Raw genomic sequence first — 15,172 nt, forward strand, 5'->3', positions numbered from 1 at the left:
CACTAATCGGCGAAAAATTATCATAGTTGCGTCGATTCCCTCAATTGAATTTAACTATAAAACATGCCCGGTCATCGGCAATTTTTTACCTCTTCAACCATTTGTTCAAAAATGATTGGAGAGGCTACTGTTATCTGACAAGGGGACTCGACTATGCAGCTGATGGCAAGGAAAACCACCAAGCAGATCCTGGGCAACAAGGGATTGAAGGAATGGAGGACGATTAAATAATTCTTCTGCAAAAATAAGTTTATAGTTGTAAAGACCAACCCCGATGGCTTCCTACTAATTCTTTGGAAAATATCCCATTGACTCAATCTGAGGGAGCATATAACCCATCCATCGAAACGTGGATGGGATGTAAGCGCCAACACCAACCTTGTGAAAAATATATTGACGGATAGTCTCTGGACCTGCTTCATCTATTGATCAGAAGGAATATCCATCGCTCCAACGTTTTTTACGATTCTCCAATTGTTTACAAAGTATAGCATGAAGTAATAGCCGTGACAGACAAGTAGATTCTTCTTTTTACCTACGTACAATTTGAGTAACCGGCAAACAATCAATGTGAGGGATAAGGAAATTACATTGGTTTTTTTCAAAATCTGAATGTCCCATAGTGGTATGATATAGGGTATTAATTCCTGAACTGAAGGATATAAATTCAAACAGGAATCCTATAAAACCTATAATTCCTATTAAAATGATAGGAAATAAAACAGATGTAAATTATTTTTGGCGCAGATACACAGACTTTAACTTATTCTAAATGCATAAAATCCTTCTTAGACTTAAGAATGAGCCTTTTTGGGCGATGTTTTTCGGATTTTCTTTGATGATATTTGGTTTGATAGTCACACAGACTTTTTCCCAGGCTATTGATAGCTGGGCCTTGGATGTGGAATCTTTCCTATGGTTTTTGCTTGTAGGGTTTGTTGCCCAGAGCATAGATGGGGCATTGGGGATGGCCTATGGGGTAAGTTGTAATTCGATTTTATTAGGGATTGGAATTCCTCCTGCTGCAGCATCTGCATGGGTTCACTTCGCCCAGGTTTTTACCAGTTTGGCATCAGGGATTTCACACTGGAAAATGGGGAATGTAGATTGGAAACTGGCCAAGAAGCTTTTAATTCCGGGTGTATTAGGTTCTATAGCGGGAGCATTCTTACTTTCCAATATTGATGGCAATATGGTAAAACCGGTGATTGCTGTTTACCTATTCGTGATGGGCATTGTACTATTGAGTAAGGTCTTCAAGAAGAAAAAACCAAAATTTGACCCCAATAGCAGAAGTCTGCCTATCCTGGCAACTACAGGAGGTTTTGCTGATGCTGTCGGTGGGGGCGGATGGGGACCTATTGTGAACAGTACGCTGCTTAGCAAAGGCAAAATCCCAAGATATGCAATCGGTACAGGCAACTTTGTAGAGTTTTTCGTGTCCTTGGCCAGTGCGAGTACCTTTTTGTATTTTGTAAAAGAGCTGAGTTTGGCACCTGTATTGGGGCTGATTTTAGGTGGAGTGGTAGCCGCGCCCTTTGCAGCCTATATCTGCAAACTTGTTAAACCCAAATACCTGATGATCGGGGTCGGACTCCTTATTATTTTTTTAAGCATCCGGACGATGTATCTCACGCTTAGTTAAAGAATACGTACAGTCTATGTAGACCGTGCGGCTAAGGAAACATGTGTGCAGGGCAGGAATGGTTTTCCAAGCTTTGAAATGAACACCACCTAATCCGGAAGAATTCGTTTCTACTCTTTCAGTGGATGGGAAGATTTTGCTGAAAATTCCCCAGCCGGAAAATTCAAAGCTCCCACCTCATTTGAGGTGGGTTATTCTTGAGGTGTACATTAAGAATTGCATAAAATCAAAAAGCGGCGGTTTGTTCGGTTGCCGCTCAAAAAAACAGAAAAGCTTTACGGTGCATAGTACTAGGAAGCTAAGGCCTTTTGGCAAAACTCAACACATTTTTGTACTTCTTTTACAGCATCCGAACCTTCAGGTATTTGGTATTCCAACTCTATGGTAGCGGGGAACTTATACTTGTTTTTTGAAATCAGGTTAAGCAGCTCTGGGATTGGTGTGTCCCCTGTACCCCATGGCAAATTACCTTTTCCGTTTGCCGGTGTCTGGCGGTCCTTGGTGTGCATACTCAGGATGCGGCTATGCTGCTTTTCTATCAATGGAATCAGATCGGTATTACCCGCCGCTATGTAATGTCCTGCATCAAGGTTCAGCGCATTTTTCTTGCTTTGTTCCAGCGCAGTATCCCAAAAGGTAAACGTCTCCTGTTCATGTCCATGATATCCCACGGACATCTTGTATCGCTCCCCAAGCTTACCCAAACGAAGTGTATGGGCATCATTGGAGGGATGCTCTAGCGTGACATGCGTAGCACCTAGAGCCTTGGCAGCAGTCATTCCATAGGCGATTTCTTCATCAGTAGCATTCCTTCCGAATGCATTGGGTTTGAACGCATAGATACTTACGCCCGCATCGTTGTACATTTTCCGCATTTTTTCAAATGGGGCAGTGCCCACTTTACTTCGCCAGGCAGCAGCTTCTTTGGCATAGGATTCAGCCTGTGCACCCATATCCGCCAATTTTGCTTTCTCCTCGGCAGTAAGTTCCTCCCCTTTTCGTTGTTTTGACAAAAGCGAATTCATTTCCCGCATATTAACCGGGTTTGATGGTTTTCCTGCAAAAGATTCGGCAGGATCGCCCATGAGTTCTATGGCGGAGAGACCTGAATCCAGCACATATTGTAGTGTGGCTTCGGCGCTTTGATCAGGCATGGAGCGGAATGAATAGGTAATACATCCAATCTGCACGCCATTGATCAATGAGTTTGGTTTGTCAAGAGACCTGATCAATGCCGGAGCACCTTGCAGCCAGGAGGGAGTCATAGCAAGTCCGCTCACTCCAAGTGCCGATTTTATAAGGAATTCTCTTCTGTTTTGCATGGTCTTTTGGGTTTGGGTGTTGAGTTAGACTTCAAATTAGTATTTACTTTTTCTTTTTTGCTGAAAAGTTTACCCATAATTTTATTTTCAGGCTGATTGGTCATATACTCGTTTAAGATAGGGCACCGATTATAAATAAGGAGATGGGATATCACACTGCACTGATTGAAGAAAGGATAAAAAGAGGAGATTTTCTGGGGGAGCTTCAGTTTATCACTTCTAGAAGTGGGGGGGCTGGAGGACAGCATGTCAACAAAGTGGAAACCAAAGTCCAACTAAAGTTTGATATACCGAATTCCCGGTTGTTGGGAGAGGAAGAAAAGGCATTGCTACTGGAGAAGCTGAGGACAAAAACCGACCAGGACGGTGTATTGCAGCTTCAGTCCCAGGAAAAACGCTCACAAATCCAAAACAAGGAATTGGTGATCCGGAAGTTTGAGGATTTGCTGCGCAAGGCTTTTCATAAAAAGCGAATCCGCAAAGCTACAAAACCTAAAAAAGGGGCAATTGAAAAGCGGCTCAAAGCCAAGAAAAACCAGGCTGAAAAGAAGGCAAATAGAAGCTGGAAAGGGTAGGGGGCGCTTTTGGGAGCAGACTTAGGCAACAGCCTCAGCGTTCATATGTACAATGTAGATTGTAGTTGGGAATCACAGGCTTCTTTGTAATGGATTCAGTATTCTTTGATTAGAAGGGTGTAATTTTTAGTGGAGTCAGGCTCATAGACTTTCATAGGGTAATTACCGCTTGGCTTCATAATCCGCATAGAATAATGCGGTTCCGGATTGGTGATGATTTCCAGGTTGTCCTGATTTTGGAAGAGGCGGGTTTCTCCCAGATTTAAATCTGGAAATTGATCCAGGCTGTCATATTTTTTCATGTAAACCGTATCGTTCCCAAATCCTTTGAAGGGCATAGTGTCCAGAAAGTCAAGCTTGCTTTGAGGCTGCCCGACGTTGAATTTCCCGTTTTTCAATTCCTTGTAGCCAGGACTGGTGCTTTGGGGAAATGCCACTAGGCTCGCTCCAAGGATCGCAAAGGATAATAGGATTAATTTTTTCATTGCTATGTATCAAAGAGAAAAGGTGACTTTTCTTGGTGGAATGAACTTCAAAGTAAGTTACGGAAAAGCTGGTTTATAGGTTGCTAGGGGATTGATTTTTAAGTTTTTCTAACTTAGGGGTTCATCTTATGCGACAAGTCTTTCAACGCTTCGTCGAGTTCCTCACCGGAGGTTTTAAGATGACTGATCAGTTCAGACTTCTCAGAAGGTTCCAGCTCTACATTTTGGAGAAGCTCTATGATGCCAAGGATTCTGGCCAAAGGAGCCCGTACAAGATGGGATTGGTCAGAAGCCAATTCTCTCAGTTGCTTATTCTTGTTTTCCAGGGACCGCAGGAATGTCTCCTGTTTTGTTATGTTCTGAAACGCCGCCTGGTATCCTATTATTTTGTCTTTTTTATCTTTTAGTGCAATTCCATACACTTTGATTTGGATTACATTTCCCTGCTTGTCCTGTAAATATTTTTTGATGACAAAGCCTTTTTTGAATTTGGTCTCAGCTATTTTATCTAATTTCTTCTGGTCCCGCCGTACGTATTTTGACGGCGTGAAGTCAATTACATTTTTTCCTATGACCTCTTTGTCAGAGTAGCCTATGATCTGAAGAATATTGGGGCTGATATAGGTGAAATATCCATTTTTATCAACTTTGAAAATCCCCAGATTAGGATTGGTAAAGAGCAGCTCCAATTCCTGTTTTCTTCGGTTCACCCGGTCATAGAGTCTCTTGATCAGGTAATAAAGCAATAGCCCTGAAAATAAAACATAGAGACAGCCTTTTATCATCTGGAACCGGAACATCTCACGGAAATCGTCGCTGAAAAAGCCGGAGACTAGTTTATCACTGAAAAAAATCCAGGAGAAACCCACTACCAAATAAATGAGTGTGATCGCCCAAGGCTTACTTACGGAAAAAATTCTGGACTTGCTCATAGTAAGAAATTAAAATGCAGATCTTTATAGTGCATTAGGTTTGGACTGTTTGAAGTAGAAATACATAGTTGTCTACCTGGCTTTGTCCCTGCTGTCAAATCCCTTATCAATTTGAGCGGCGAAAAATAGTCTGCGTAGAATTATCAATGCCTTGGATGATTTGGGAGGTAAGGTCAATAAACAGGCCATGGCACACCAGACCTACAACTTCATCCAGGTGCTGGGAAAGTGAGCGGGGATCCTTAATGTGGCCAAAGTCAGTGTCCAGAATCCAGTTGCCCTGATCAGTCACAAACGTTTTTCCGGCTAACTGCCGGATACTGGGAATTCCTCCCATTTCTTTGAGCCGGTTGATCACATAATTGCCGGCAAATGGAATAATTTCTATCGGCACTTTAAAGTTTAAACCGAGTTGCTCCACTTTTTTACCCGAATCCGCAATAATGATCTGCTTTTTGGTCATGGAAGCCACTATCTTTTCCCTGAGCAGTGCCCCGCCTCCGCCCTTGATGAGCACCATATCTTCGTTAAACTCATCCGCCCCGTCTATGGTAAGATCGATGTAATCCACACCATTGCTGTCAATTAGAGGGATGTGGAGTGATTCAGCGAGTACTTGGGTTTTCCTGGAAGTAGCGATCGCCCTTATCTGTAAACCCTGCTGAACAAGCCTGCCTATTTCACGGATGGCGTAATTGGCCGTAGAGCCCGTACCAAGCCCAATCACCTGTCCGTCCTGAATATAGGCAACAGCCGCTGAGGCTGCCAATTGCTTTTCTTTTTCTATTGCTGCCAAGACTTTTTCCATGCTGAAGTTGCCATGATAATCTGATTCTGAATTTTACGACTTTATAATTAGTTTTAATCTTTGATTCAACTCACCTAGAGTAAGTTACATCAAATTCATAGCAATTACTTCAAACTTTCCAAAACCAATCTCACCAATTCATTCTTATCTACACCAGGAATCCATCGGGCCACGATTACCAAGTCGTTTTCCTGATCTACATAGATCATATTGGTGCCTGCCCCGATATGGGAGTAGGCAGTTTTAGGGGCAGCGGGAATGTCTTTTAGATCGTAGTTCAAAAAATAGTTCATAAAGCCGTATCCGGGATTGGCAGGAGTAGAGGTTTTGGATTTTTCAATCCAGGTAGCAGGAATAAGTTGGGTATCATTCCACTTACCGTTGTTTAGTGTCAAATAGCCAAACCTTGCCTGGTCCCATGCAGAAAGCATCATACCTCCTCCCCAATGAGATCCTCCGCTTACGGATTGCATAATCTGTCCATCGATAATGACAAAGGAATTTTCATAGCCAGTCCACCTCCAAGTATCACTTGCGCCAATGGGATCCATAATTTTCTCTTTTAGTACGGAGGGTAGCGGCTTTCTCCAGATATTCAGCAGCGCAAGGGCAAGGACATTGACACGGGTGTCGTTGTATTCATATACTGAACCCGCAGCATTCTGAGGTCTTGCCCTCTTTTCTTTGGCTCCTTCACGTGGACGGTCTGCCCAGTCCGGCTTACCCCAAAGGGACCCTTCCCAGTCGGAAGTCTGACGTAGGAGGTGGTCCCAGGTGATTGTGCGGTTGTGAGGTGTATTGAAAAGCTCGAAAGTATCATCCTGGCCGAAGTGATCTGATTTATTGATGCTGAGTCGACTGGGATCATAGGGATAAATTGGAGCCATATAGGGATAAACCAGGTCGTTTTCATCTGAAATCAAACCCGCTTCGACCGCTAATCCTGCCGTAGTGGAAAGAAAGCTTTTTGCCACGGAGAATGTCAGATCTACCCGGTCTGGATCACCCCATTCACCCACAACATATCCTTTGTAAATAATCAAACCTGTAGCTGGGCCACGTGTCTTCATAGGACCTACGGGATATCCGAAGGGTTCTCTGCCAAAGCCCCCTTCGTAATGGGCTATTTTTAGATTTGGATTTTCCTGACTTTCATGGGTGAGCGCAAAATCAATGGCTTTTTGGATTTTTGCAGCATCAAGTCCCATGGATTCCGGGCTTTTGGTTTCCCAGTTGTTTTTAGCAGGGAAATAGGTTTGGGCCTGTACTGCGGTGACTAATGAAAATAGGAGTAGGAGGGAGTAGACTTGTTTTGCCATCGGTTAAAAATTTATCTGAGTTTACAAAATAATCGTTTATTCGTACTGCCCATTGTAAATAATTGTAAAGCATCATCCAAAATAGACTACTCATTACACCCGGAATTTCCTTTCTCAAAACTTCACAGCTCACGGCCTATCCCAAGTTTTGCATTTTTTCCTAACTTTGCACCATGCAAAATATCCCTCCTTGCCCTGCCTGCAATTCGCCTTATGGTTATGAAATGGATGAAAAACTGATCTGTCCTGAATGCAGCTTTGAGTGGAAATACGAAGATGTCCAAGAAGAAATAACAGATGGGCTGGTAGTCAAAGATGCCAATGGAACTGTGCTGGCTGATGGTGATGCGGTGACCATTGTAAAGGATCTACCGGTGAAAGGTGCTCCCAAACCAATCAAGGCAGGAACAAAAGTAAAAAGTATCAGATTAGTGGAGGGCGATCATAATATCGACTGCAAGATCGAGGGATTTGGTTCTATGGCGCTGAAGAGTGAGTTTGTGAAGAAAGCCTGAGGATAATTGATTTTCGGGAATGTACTTCGTCGCGAAATCAGTGGAGGATTCCGGAACCGTGTATTCCTGGACTGTTTCTCCATCTGCTGATTCAAATAAAAAGCCAGGTAAGCAATAGGATGCACTAGTGTGGCCCTACTGCTTACCGTAAACTGATCACGGCTTGCTTCCCAATCGGTGTTTCATCCACCTTCACATCTCCGGCTACATACTGTAGGGCATCCAGGAAGTAGGCAAGTATTGCTGGGTTTTCGAAGCTCTGGGCATTATGGGAAGTAGAGATATACATCGCTCTGCCTTTGCCGTCTTTTCTGATCCACGACACATAGGTTTTGCCTGAGGTTTTCTCCTGTCCTTTTCTCTGCCCTTCGATCTCGGCATTATTGAAATAGGTCAGGGGATGGAAATCCAGCTCATCGTACGCGTTCTTATAAAAGTAAGGCTCATCCACATGGTTGTAGCCCTCAGCCGGAAGAGACTGGACCAAAGGATGCGCTGGATTTACCAGTCTCACCTGGAAAGCCTGCTGCTTAGTGTGGTAATCAAAGCTTCCACCTGTGAGTCTGGAGAATTCCATAGAATTATTCAGCATGGTGTTTCCTCCATGGACGAGCAGGATTCCGCCGCCTTTTTTCACGTACTGGATGATATTGTTTTCCAATTGATTCGCTTTCTGCCAAACGGCAGCACTGTCAAGGGAAGCATCTTCGCTGAATACATCCACGAATAGATTCCTGTATTTCGGTTTAGAGTTTGTATTGTCAAAAACCACCGCGTCAAATTCCTTCAGTTTATCTTTTTCCATCATGGCAATATCGGTGCTGGTAGTGACCTCAAAGGTCCCGCTTTTGTCAGAGATGATCTCTATCATTGCCTGAGTATGTGGATTAACCCAATGCCAGAATCCTGTGTGCAAAGAAAATACAAGGATTTTCTTTTTCTTCTTGAATGGGAAATTGGCTTTTTCTGGTGCCAATTCCCTGATTTTGTCTTTCCAGGCCTGATCTAACGGGATCTCTTTAGGGTTTTGGGCAAGGGCAATATTGATGCTGGCTAGGAAAACGATTCCGTAGATAATAATTTTCTTCATGGGGTAATTGGATGAATGGGTTAGTCGATAGTTGAGATTTCCATATCTTTAAAATTCGATCCCAATAACCTGAATTTTATATGATATTCAAAAGAATTTTCTGCGTACCAGCGATTTACCTATGTTTAATGGTGTCGGTATATGCACAAAAAGTGACCTTGAAAGAGACAGATAACGGAATTGATTTCGTGATTGGTAATCAGTCTGTTCTGACTTATCAAACGGCTGTAGAAGATGTGCCAGAAGGTATAAAAAAAGATTTTGCAAAATCCGGATTTATTCATCCGTTAAAATCCCCATCGGGGCAAGTACTAACTAGAATCCAACCCAAAGATCATTACCACCACTATGGAATATGGGGCCCTTGGACCCGCGCTACCATCAATGGCAGAGAGGTTGACTTCTGGAATCTGGGAGATGGAAAGGGAAGGGTTGACTTTGACCACGTGTTATCAAAGAAGGAAGCAGGTGGGGCGGCGGAATTGAATGTGCGGCAAAATCATATTGATCTCAAAGCTCCGGATTCAGAGCGGATCGCCATAGCAGAGGATCTCCGCATCAAAGTAAAGCCAGCGGACAAAGGCCGCTACATGGTAGATTACACCAGTACAATTGAGACTGAAATAGCTGGAGGAATCCTTCTCGATGATTATCGCTACGGGGGAGGGATAGGTTATCGTGCCACCGAAAGATGGGGAAAAGATAACAGCACCATCCTCACCTCGGAGGGAGATACCCGCAAGACCGCAGACGGGACTAATGCACGTTGGATCATTGTCCAGGGTGAGACCGACGATGCTTCAGGGGAGAGCGGCATTCTTTTTTTGAGCCATAATACCAATAAAGCATTTCCGGAACCTCTTCGTGTATGGCCAGAGGATCAGTACAAAGGAGAAGGAAACGTATTTATTGAATTCACTCCGATCAGACATGAGTCTTGGGAGCTTCTGCCCAATAAGCGGTATACATTAAAATACAGAATGATAGTCTTTGACGGTGAGATGAGTATAGAGGAAGCGGAGGCTTATTGGAAGGCTTTTGTCAAATGAGTGAAAAGCCTTCTCACCGGAGAATGAACATAAAATAGCTTTCGAATTAAAATAAACCCTGAGTTTACTTAACCCATAGGTACTATGAAATCGAGCATGACGCAGACGACACACACCGGGATGATTATAAGGCATGCGAGATTCCATGTGACCTTTAAAAACAAATTATAAACACATGAAAAGAAGAGAATTTATCAAAAATAGCGCTCTTGCAAGTGCAGCGATAGGATTTCCCACTATTGTGCCGGCTTCAGTTTTTGGAAAAAATGCACCCAGTAATAAAATCAATGTAGGTCAGATCGGTTGTGGTAGAATTGCACGTGAGCACGATTTGCCCGGGGTTATGCGCCATGATATAGCGCGTGTCATTGCAGTATCTGATCTGGATAGCAACCGTATGGCAGATGGCAAAAAGCTAGTGGAAGATTACTACACTGAAAAAATGGGCAAAGCCTATCTTGATGTCAGGCAGTATGGAGATTACAAGGATATGCTTGAGAACAAGGATATCGATGCGATAGTCATCAGTACTCCGGATCATTGGCACTCACAGCCGGCTATGGAGGCGTCGCTGGCAGGCAAGCATGTCTACGTGCAAAAGCCCACCTCCTTGACAATCCGGGAAGGCAGGCAGCTGGTGGATGCGGTGAAAAAATCCGGGACTGTGCTTCAGCTTGGTACACAACAGAGATCAAGTGAGCAGTTCAGAATTGCGGCCGAATTGGTAAGGAACGGTAGAATCGGTAAATTGCATACAGTGAAAGTAGGCCTTCCCGGGGATCCGGCTGGGCCTGATGCGCCGGAAATGCCGGTTCCTGCAAACCTCAATTACGACATGTGGCTGGGATCTACCCCGGAAGTCCCTTACACAGAAATAGGTGTGCATCCTCAGCAGGGGTATGGCCGTCCGGGCTGGTTGAGATTGGAGCAGTTTGGTGCAGGTATGATCACGGGCTGGGGGCAGCACCACTACGACTCTGCGGCATGGGGAATGGATACGGAGCTCACCGGTCCACGCTACATCCAGGCAGTGGCTGAGTTTCCACAGTCTGGACTTTGGAATGTGCACGGGGATTTCTATGCCAAGGCTGAATATGATAATGGTATCATCATGTACACTGGCGGTGGTTATCCAAATGGTATCCGCTATGAAGGTACTGAAGGTTGGATTTGGGTATCCCGTGGCAGTTATGTAGCTTCCGCAAGTGATCCTGTAGCTCAGGAAAACAGTTCAAAGGCATTGGATGCTTCAGATCCTAAGATCCTGCAATCAGTGATAGGCCCAGACGAAATCCAGCTGATTAAAAGTGATGAGCATCATGGCAACTGGCTGGGAGCAATTCAGGGAAATAATGAATTGCTTTCTCCCGTAGAAATAGGTCATCGTTCTTGTTCGGTCTGCTTGGTCACCCATATCTCCATGAAGCTTGGAAGAAAACTGGAGTGGGATGCCAAAGCTGAGAAATTCATTAATGATGCAGAGGCAAATGCCATGCTGGAAAGACCCCAAAGAGCACCTTATGGTACTAATTATGTAAAAGTTTAATTATCATTTATTTTGAAAAATACTGTTTTAGTAGCTATGACGGCAGGCATATTGCTATCCTGCGAAAATAAAGAGACTGTGGATCAAACTCCTGAATCAAATGCTGAAATCACGATCATGTCCCTTGACCCGGGACATTTTCACGCAGGACTGATTCACAAATCCATGTATCCGCAGGTGGATTCTACAGTCTATGTTTTTGCTCCTGAAGGACCTGAACTAAAAGACTACATGAACCGTCTGGCAGGCTACAATAGCCGTGAAGAAGATGCTACTGTCTGGGATTTACAGGTAAGCACCGGTGATGATTTTCTGGAGAAAATGATCGCTGCCAAACCAGGAAATGTGATGATGGTAGCCGGGAAAAATGACCGCAAGATTGATTACATCTCCACGGCTATTTCCAATGGGATTAATGTCTATGCAGATAAGCCTTTGGTGATTAATAAAGATGGGTTCAAGAAGCTTGTGAAAGCTTTCGGTGAAGCTGACCAAAAGGATCTTCTCCTATATGATATCATGACTGAGCGATTTGAGATCAGTACTATCCTGCAAAAAGAGCTTTCGATGGTTCCAGCGGTATTTGGGGAACTTGAAAAAGGTACGCTGGAAAATCCCGCTATTACCAAGGAGTCGGTGCATCACTTTTTTAAGTATGTGTCCGGCAATCCATTGGTACGGCCCGACTGGTTCTTTGATACGGATATAGAAGGTACGGGTATCGTAGATGTCACTACGCACCTGGTGGATTTGGTTCAATGGGAGGCTTTTCCGGGGGTGACGTTAGACACCGCCGATGTGGAGATGCTTACAGCGAAACTTTGGCCTACTGTACTGGATTCCTCTCAATTTAATTTGGTGACAGGGAAAGCTGAGTATCCGGATTTCTTGCAGAAAAATGTAGCGGACAATAAGCTCAGCGTCAACAGCAACGGAGAGATGAATTACACGCTGAAAGGAGTGCATGCCAAAGTAAGTGTAATCTGGAATTTTCAGGCACCGGAAGGAGCTGCTGACACCCATTATAGCATGATGCGGGGGACTAAGGCCAATTTGATCATACAGCAGGGAGAGGAAGAAGGCTACCTCGCTACTTTATATGTTGAACTGTTGGATGGACAGGATGAAGCGTTGGCTACACTAATCCAAGAGGAACTACAGGAGCGTTTCCCTGGACTTGGTTTGGAGAAAATAGCCACGGGTAAATACAAAGTCATTATCCCCGAAGCGTACCACAATGGACACGAGGCTCATTTTGCACAGGTCACCGAGAAATATTTAGAGTATTTCACCAAGAAAAATATGCCTTCTTGGGAAGTGCCGAATATGATTGTGAAATATTTTACGACTACTGAAGCTTTGGAAAAAGCAGAAGAAAAGTAAACTTATTCTAAACAGGAACATCAATTAATAGGTTGGTTAGTTAAGCTCTTACTTATGGAATTAACTAATCAACCTGTTTCTGTTTCAAAGCCGACTGTAGCCATTGCCGGGGCCGGAGGATATGTGGGGAGCTGGTTTATTTTTCATTTTCGGCACAAATACAATATCGTAGCGCTTAGCCGCAAGAAGGTAAAGGATAATCCTTATCCCGAAGTCACTTGGAAGCAGGTAGAGCTGTATTCGATTTCCAGTACAGTCGAGGTCTTGAGGAATGTGGATGTGGCGCTGTACCTGGTACATTCCATGAATTCTTCCACCCGCTTGAATCAGGGAAGTTTTGAGGATACCGATTTGTTGCTGGCCGATAATTTCAGCCGGGCAGCACATGTGAACAAGGTAAAGCAGCTGATTTATCTGGGAGGATTACTGCCGAAGGAAACGGGCGATAGTCTATCCAGGCATCTGAAAAGCCGGCTGGAAGTAGAGCACACCTTGGGATCCCGCTCTGCAAAACTTACCGCCATCCGTGCCTCGATTATTGTAGGTCCCGGGGGCTCTTCATTTGACATGATCAGAAACCTGGTAAAGAATCTGCCTATTCTGATGTGTCCGAAATGGACAGAGTCCTTAACACAGCCAATATCGCTTCGGGATACCTTGGATATCATTGATACCTGCGTGGCAAATGAAAATGTATATGGAGAAGCCATAGAAATAGGCAGTCCAGAGGTGATTTCTTACCGGAGGATGCTGGAACTGACAGCAAAAGAGCTGGGAAAAAAGCGATGGATTTTCTCAGTTCCGGTTTTCTCGTTGGGGCTTTCCAAGTTATGGGTAGGCTTCTTTGGTGAATCTCCGCCTCAACTGGTTTCACCTTTGGTAGAAAGCCTCAAGCATACCCTGACGGTGTCCGGGGAATTGGAGTTTCGGGAAAAACCTATCCAATACCTAACTTATGAAGAGTCCGTAAGAGAAGCCCTAAATCCAGGAACTGAACTAAAATCCCCCCGGTTTTTTCCTCTGGATAGAATCGGGAACACGGTACGTAGTATTCAGAGAATGGCCAACCCGCATGGAAATTCTGCTGCTTGGATTGCCCGGCGCTATAATCTTTGGTTGCCTACTTTTTTGAAGTTTTGGGTCAACGGAGAAATGCTGGAAAGCGGTGAGATCATTTTTTACCTGCTTTGGAGCAAAAAGCCGATGCTTCAATTGACTTTGGTTCCTGACCGAAGTGAAGAGCACCGGCAGTTATTCTTTATTTCCGGAGGCTGGCTGGTAAAAAGGTTTGACCACGGATGGCTGGAATTTCGCGGAGTAATGGACAACCGATACATTCTAACGGCTATCCATGAATTTGTTCCCAGGCTTCCCTGGCTTGTCTATGTGAACACACAGGCTAAAATTCATCTTTGGGTAATGAACCGTTTTAAGAAATATCTGGAGAATCGGCAGAATTAAACAGGTGGATATTTTACATTTATAGATAGCAAATCATTCATAATAATTTTTAAATCCATGAAGTATTTAAACTTTAAAAACGGAGACAAACTTCCGATCCTAGGATTGGGAACCTGGAAAAGCAAGCCCGGAGAAGTGAGCCAAGCGGTATATTGGGCTATTGAGGCTGGCTATCGGCATATTGATTGCGCAGCTATTTACCAGAATGAACATGAGGTAGGAGAAGGGATATCCAAAGCAGTTTCGGAGGGTTTGGTGACCCGTGAGGAGCTTTTTGTGACCTCTAAGCTTTGGAACAGCTCGCATAAGCAAGATCAGGTACTTCCGGCCTTGGAAAAATCACTTTCGGATCTCAAACTTGATTACCTGGATTTGTATTTGATTCATTGGCCGATTGCCTTTAAGGGCGGTGTGGGGTTCCCCAGCGGCAGGGAGGACTTTTACACCTACGAGGAAGTCCCTATTACCGAGACCTGGAAAGCCATGCAGGAATTAAAGCAAAATGGGCTTACAAAACATATTGGTGTTTCTAACTTTAATCAGAATAAATTAAAAGAGCTACTCGAAGTGGGGGGGCAGTCACCGGAAATGAACCAGGTGGAAATGCAACCCTACCTGCCCCAAGAAAGTCTGGTGGGATTTTGTGAAGAACATGGCATAATGATGACGGCTTATTCGCCTTTGGGTTCTCCGGATTCCAGAGCAGAGAAGCATGCAAATGACCCAAAACTGTTGGTGGATCCGGTAGTCAAAGAGATTGCTCACAAGCATAAAGTAGGAACAGGCCAAATCCTTATTGCCTGGTCCATTGCCAGAGAGATCGCGGTGATCCCGAAGTCTGTCCATAAAGAACGGATCATCGGTAATTTGGCTGCTGCCAAAATTAATCTGGATGATCACGATATGATGGAGCTTCGGGATATTGGAATTAGTCACCGATTTATAGACGGCTCATTTTTTACCGGAGAAAACAGCCCCTATACATCTTCGGATTTATTTGATCAGCCCTAGGCAAGACAGCAAGAGAAAAAAAGAAGAGGCC

14 protein-coding genes are annotated in these 15,172 nt (G+C 44.2%); 8 read left to right on the forward strand and 6 right to left on the reverse strand.

What is annotated here, in order from left to right; translation table 11 throughout:
• Window positions 1-772 precede the first annotated feature (772 nt).
• Window positions 773-1,645: a sulfite exporter TauE/SafE family protein gene (locus AS141_RS01890; protein ID WP_082632133.1), complete on the forward strand. Its 873-nt coding sequence runs from the start codon at window positions 773-775 to the stop codon at window positions 1,643-1,645.
• A gap of 290 nt (window positions 1,646-1,935) precedes the next feature.
• On the opposite strand, the gene AS141_RS01895 is transcribed toward AS141_RS01890, so the two are convergent.
• Window positions 1,936-2,967, reverse strand: coding sequence for a sugar phosphate isomerase/epimerase family protein (locus tag AS141_RS01895; protein ID WP_057935918.1), 1,032 nt, complete (start codon window positions 2,965-2,967; stop codon window positions 1,936-1,938).
• Between the two features lie 143 nt (window positions 2,968-3,110).
• Between AS141_RS01895 and arfB the strand changes: the two genes are divergently transcribed.
• Entirely contained in the window at window positions 3,111-3,542 is a 432-nt protein-coding gene (arfB, locus tag AS141_RS01900; protein WP_057935919.1) for an alternative ribosome rescue aminoacyl-tRNA hydrolase ArfB, read from the forward strand.
• 95 nt (window positions 3,543-3,637) lie between these two features.
• Here the strand turns inward: arfB and AS141_RS01905 are convergent, their stop codons facing one another.
• The 4 genes from AS141_RS01905 to AS141_RS01920 form a co-directional block, all read right to left on the reverse strand.
• Window positions 3,638-4,027 (reverse strand): hypothetical protein, encoded by a 390-nt coding sequence (locus tag AS141_RS01905; protein ID WP_057935920.1) that lies wholly within the window; start codon window positions 4,025-4,027, stop codon window positions 3,638-3,640.
• 113 nt (window positions 4,028-4,140) lie between these two features.
• Window positions 4,141-4,959, reverse strand: coding sequence for a PAS domain S-box protein (locus AS141_RS01910; protein WP_057935921.1), 819 nt, complete (start codon window positions 4,957-4,959; stop codon window positions 4,141-4,143).
• Window positions 4,960-5,065: 106 nt separating this feature from the next.
• A complete protein-coding gene (gene rpiA, locus AS141_RS01915) occupies window positions 5,066-5,767 on the reverse strand; it encodes a ribose-5-phosphate isomerase RpiA (protein WP_057935922.1) in 702 nt (233 codons plus the stop codon).
• Window positions 5,768-5,871: 104 nt separating this feature from the next.
• The gene (locus tag AS141_RS01920; RefSeq protein ID WP_057935923.1) at window positions 5,872-7,086 is read right to left on the reverse strand and encodes a serine hydrolase domain-containing protein; all 1,215 of its coding nucleotides are present in this window, start codon (window positions 7,084-7,086) and stop codon (window positions 5,872-5,874) included.
• Between the two features lie 173 nt (window positions 7,087-7,259).
• On the opposite strand from AS141_RS01920, the gene AS141_RS01925 reads away from it, so the two are divergent.
• Entirely contained in the window at window positions 7,260-7,601 is a 342-nt protein-coding gene (locus tag AS141_RS01925) for a zinc ribbon domain-containing protein YjdM (RefSeq protein WP_057935924.1), read from the forward strand.
• A gap of 142 nt (window positions 7,602-7,743) precedes the next feature.
• Here the strand turns inward: AS141_RS01925 and AS141_RS01930 are convergent, their stop codons facing one another.
• Window positions 7,744-8,691, reverse strand: coding sequence for a ThuA domain-containing protein (locus AS141_RS01930; RefSeq protein ID WP_057935925.1), 948 nt, complete (start codon window positions 8,689-8,691; stop codon window positions 7,744-7,746).
• Between the two features lie 80 nt (window positions 8,692-8,771).
• Here AS141_RS01930 and AS141_RS01935 point away from each other — a divergent pair, with 80 nt between their 5' ends.
• The 5 genes from AS141_RS01935 (at window position 8,772) to AS141_RS01955 (ending at window position 15,141) form a co-directional block, all read left to right on the forward strand.
• Entirely contained in the window at window positions 8,772-9,740 is a 969-nt protein-coding gene (locus tag AS141_RS01935) for a DUF6807 domain-containing protein (protein ID WP_057935926.1), read from the forward strand.
• 175 nt (window positions 9,741-9,915) lie between these two features.
• Complete coding sequence (locus AS141_RS01940) at window positions 9,916-11,286, forward strand: Gfo/Idh/MocA family protein (protein WP_057935927.1); 1,371 nt, start codon at window positions 9,916-9,918, stop codon at window positions 11,284-11,286.
• 12 nt (window positions 11,287-11,298) lie between these two features.
• A complete protein-coding gene (locus tag AS141_RS01945; RefSeq protein ID WP_232424791.1) occupies window positions 11,299-12,669 on the forward strand; it encodes a putative oxidoreductase C-terminal domain-containing protein in 1,371 nt (456 codons plus the stop codon).
• Window positions 12,670-12,723: 54 nt separating this feature from the next.
• Window positions 12,724-14,130, forward strand: a complete 1,407-nt coding sequence (locus AS141_RS01950; protein WP_057935929.1) for a Rossmann-fold NAD(P)-binding domain-containing protein — start codon at window positions 12,724-12,726, stop codon at window positions 14,128-14,130.
• Window positions 14,131-14,187: 57 nt separating this feature from the next.
• Window positions 14,188-15,141, forward strand: coding sequence for an aldo/keto reductase (locus AS141_RS01955; protein WP_057935930.1), 954 nt, complete (start codon window positions 14,188-14,190; stop codon window positions 15,139-15,141).
• Window positions 15,142-15,172 lie beyond the last annotated feature (31 nt).

This window comes from Algoriphagus resistens (assembly GCF_001442615.1).
Classification (GTDB): domain Bacteria; phylum Bacteroidota; class Bacteroidia; order Cytophagales; family Cyclobacteriaceae; genus Algoriphagus; species Algoriphagus resistens.

Bases quoted from the DNA above. Each gene is read 5' to 3' on its own strand.
- AS141_RS01890 (WP_082632133.1), top strand. From the start codon at position 773: ATGCATAAAATCCTTCTTAGACTTAAGAATGAGCCTTTTTGGGCGATG.
- AS141_RS01895 (WP_057935918.1), bottom strand. From the start codon at position 2,967: ATGCAAAACAGAAGAGAATTCCTTATAAAATCGGCACTTGGAGTGAGC.
- arfB (WP_057935919.1), top strand. From the start codon at position 3,111: ATGGGATATCACACTGCACTGATTGAAGAAAGGATAAAAAGAGGAGAT.
- AS141_RS01905 (WP_057935920.1), bottom strand. From the start codon at position 4,027: ATGAAAAAATTAATCCTATTATCCTTTGCGATCCTTGGAGCGAGCCTA.
- AS141_RS01910 (WP_057935921.1), bottom strand. From the start codon at position 4,959: ATGAGCAAGTCCAGAATTTTTTCCGTAAGTAAGCCTTGGGCGATCACA.
- rpiA (WP_057935922.1), bottom strand. From the start codon at position 5,767: ATGGAAAAAGTCTTGGCAGCAATAGAAAAAGAAAAGCAATTGGCAGCC.
- AS141_RS01920 (WP_057935923.1), bottom strand. From the start codon at position 7,086: ATGGCAAAACAAGTCTACTCCCTCCTACTCCTATTTTCATTAGTCACC.
- AS141_RS01925 (WP_057935924.1), top strand. From the start codon at position 7,260: ATGCAAAATATCCCTCCTTGCCCTGCCTGCAATTCGCCTTATGGTTAT.
- AS141_RS01930 (WP_057935925.1), bottom strand. From the start codon at position 8,691: ATGAAGAAAATTATTATCTACGGAATCGTTTTCCTAGCCAGCATCAAT.
- AS141_RS01935 (WP_057935926.1), top strand. From the start codon at position 8,772: ATGATATTCAAAAGAATTTTCTGCGTACCAGCGATTTACCTATGTTTA.
- AS141_RS01940 (WP_057935927.1), top strand. From the start codon at position 9,916: ATGAAAAGAAGAGAATTTATCAAAAATAGCGCTCTTGCAAGTGCAGCG.
- AS141_RS01950 (WP_057935929.1), top strand. From the start codon at position 12,724: ATGGAATTAACTAATCAACCTGTTTCTGTTTCAAAGCCGACTGTAGCC.
- AS141_RS01955 (WP_057935930.1), top strand. From the start codon at position 14,188: ATGAAGTATTTAAACTTTAAAAACGGAGACAAACTTCCGATCCTAGGA.